Origin of the sequence: Vibrio sp. 10N.222.48.A3, assembly GCF_041475345.1 — a bacterium.
GTDB classification, from domain to species: Bacteria; Pseudomonadota; Gammaproteobacteria; order Enterobacterales; family Vibrionaceae; genus Vibrio; species Vibrio tasmaniensis_A.
In genome coordinates this window covers 1-2,878 of record NZ_JBFRVX010000747.1, presented here as the reverse complement: position 1 = coordinate 2,878, position 2,878 = coordinate 1, and the positions used below count along the sequence as shown (strand labels likewise).

Below are 2,878 nucleotides of genomic sequence, written 5' to 3'. Positions count from 1 at the left end.
GTACTGACCTAACACTAAGTCTTTACGCAAATCATCTTCTTCTAATGGTTTCAGACACTGAAGTACTTTAACCACTTCATCACGAATAGAATCTGCATTGATTTGAGCAGGTGGCTCCATACCAACCATTGCTAGCACTTGTAGCAGGTGGTTTTGGAACATGTCACGAACTGCGCCAGAACCATCGTAGTATCCGCCACGTTCTTCAACGCCAAGGAACTCAGCACCTGTGATTTCAACGTATTCAATGAAGTTACGGTTCCACAGAGGTTCAAACATCGCGTTTGAGAAACGAAGCACTAGAAGGTTTTGTACCGTTTCTTTACCAAGGTAATGGTCGATACGGTAGATCTGGTGTTCTTGGAAGTGATGATGGATCTCTTCATCCAGCGCTTGAGCTGATGCTAGATCGTAACCAAATGGCTTCTCAATAATCAGACGACGCCAGCCGTTCTTCTCATCGTTTAGGCCATGTGCAGCAAGGTTTGCTGGAATCACACCGTAAAGGCTTGGCGGGGTTGCCAAGTAGAACAATGTGTTATGGTTTTCGAATTGGTAGTCTTGCTCAAGCTTATCCAGACGTTGTGCTAGACGAGCGTAATCGTCTACATCTGAAGTGTTGATCGCTTGATAATGCAGATGTTCAATAAATGCATTCAGCGTCTCTGGCTCAGTTTTTTCCATTTCCTGAAGAGACTTCTTCAGCTTCTCACGGTAAGACTCGTCGCTGTACTCAGTACGGCTCACTCCAAGAATCGCAAAGGATTCTGGAAGTTGATTGCTAGCATACAGGTGGTACAAAGCAGGAATTAACTTGCGGTAAGTTAGATCTCCCGACGCACCAAAAATAACGATGCTGCTGTTTTCAGGTATTACCATCATCTTTCCTATAAAAACAAGGTTTTTAGTATTCGCCAAAGGTATCAGCGACATACGAAAATAGATAATAGGTCTTGGCTATTACATCAATAGCGAGTGCCTATTACACTTGAGAATGCGTTTGGTAAACGAGGGTGAAAGCTATCACCTCTATTCGGGACAGTATTGTCTATGAGTATTTGATTTACATCAACCACTGTGAAAGCAATCGATTAAATATTGACTGATTTCGAACAAATTATAATCGATAAGTCAGCTGTTCTATCTGGAAGAAGAAGCAAATCGGCATTCTCAAACATTGTAGTCAAGAAAGAACGGTATCTGGTCGGTGGAGTGAGCAATAAGAAAGGGAGAAAAAACCAAAACCAGCTTACTCAACTGGCTTTATATTTATTTGATAGCATCGCGTTTATCTTTGTGACTTGTTGTCGCTAAATCTATCTTCTAGCTTTGTTGTAGCAGCGTTCTGGGCGACCTACTGACCCGTAATTTAAGTCAGCCACTAACTCGCCAGTCGTGATAAGGAATTCCAAATAGCGTCGAGCGGTGGTTCGGCTTGCTCCAATGCGTTCGCCTGCCTCATCCGCAGTAATATCAGCGATGTCGGCTTGTTGGAAAATAGCTCTAATTTTATCAAGCGTTACACCATCGATCCCTTTAGGTAACGTAGAAACCTTTCGAGAATCTGCCTTGGCATTGGCTTGGAGCATCTTGTCGACCAAGCCTTGGTTTAAGTCAGACACACTTTCAAACTCTTGCTGCTGTGACTGATACTTTTTCAGTGCCGCTTCCAAACGAGGAAACATCACAGGTTTCAGTAAATAGTCGACGACTCCACCACGCATCGCCTGTTGCAAGGTGTCGACATCTCGGGCAGCAGTAATCAAAATCACATCACATCCCTGATTACTACCACGAACGTGGTTCAAAATATCAAGTCCGCATCCGTCCGGTAGATACACATCCAATAAAACCAAATCAGGCTTTAAGATGTCCAATTGCATTAATGCTTCAGACTGTGTGGTCGCAATCCCGACCACATCAAAGCCTCCCATCTGTTCTAAATAACGATGGTGAAGCTCTGCAATCGCAATATCATCTTCAATGACCATGACTCTCGTGATTGCGTTCATTTATGTTCTTCCTTTAACCATGCTTTTTCCGTCACTACGATCTTTACTCGATCGCTCCGTGCTCAATTATTATTGTTGTTCTTCTTTCGGTAAATACACCGTCATGCGTGACCCAAAATCAGGGTTATCAACCATTTCTAATTGCCCTTGATAACGATCTGCAAGTTGCTTAATGAGATACAAACCAACACCTCTGTTCTGCTTCGCTTTGCTCGATACGCCTTTTTCGGTGAGTGCTTTGGTCGCCAAGTCTTTCGGCAAACCACAGCCCTTGTCTTCTACTTCTACGATAATTTCATTGCCAAAATCGCTGATCGACACATCGATTACGCGACGAGCTGGTGCTATTGGCCCTTCTTGTTTAATTGCCATCATGGTTGCATCAAACGCGTTATCAATCAGGTTGCCAAGAATCGTCACGACATCCTCTGCGTTTAACCAAGCGGGTAATGCCTCAAGCCTTGACCCCTCTTCAACTTTAAGCTCCAAACCAATCTCTCGAGCTCGCTCTGTTTTGCCTAAAAGCATGCCTGCAATCAATGGATCTTTCACTGTCTCTCTTAAGAACTCAATTAAGCTCTGGTAATGAGCGGTTTCTTGACCAATCAATTGTTGAACAGAATCCAGCTCGCCCATTTGAATCAAGCCACTAATGGTGTTTAGCTTATTTTGATGCTCATGGGTTTGCGAACGCAGTAGATCAGCATACTCTTTGGTTTGTGAGAGCTGGTCTGTTAAATCGTTGATTTCATCTCGCAATCGGAAGCTGGATACCGCCCCTACCACCTCACCAGCCACTATAATTGGGCTGCGATTAGCAATGATTCGCTTATTGTTCAGGTACAGCTCAACATCGTGATCGGTAT

At 43.8% G+C, this 2,878-nt stretch carries 3 protein-coding genes; all 3 read right to left on the bottom strand.

The window, feature by feature from the left end; genetic code table 11:
* Window positions 1-879, bottom strand: an 879-nt coding sequence (zwf, locus tag AB4653_RS19320; RefSeq protein ID WP_372105041.1) for a glucose-6-phosphate dehydrogenase, incomplete at its 3' end; no start/stop codon positions are given.
* A 437-nt stretch (window positions 880-1,316) separates the two neighbouring features.
* Window positions 1,317-2,012 carry a response regulator gene (locus AB4653_RS19315; protein WP_009846579.1) on the bottom strand — a complete coding sequence of 232 codons (696 nt, stop codon included), beginning with the start codon at window positions 2,010-2,012 and terminating at the stop codon, window positions 1,317-1,319.
* A gap of 69 nt (window positions 2,013-2,081) precedes the next feature.
* Window positions 2,082-2,878 (bottom strand): sensor histidine kinase (locus AB4653_RS19310; RefSeq protein ID WP_372105039.1); only part of this gene is annotated, 797 nt, incomplete at its 5' end.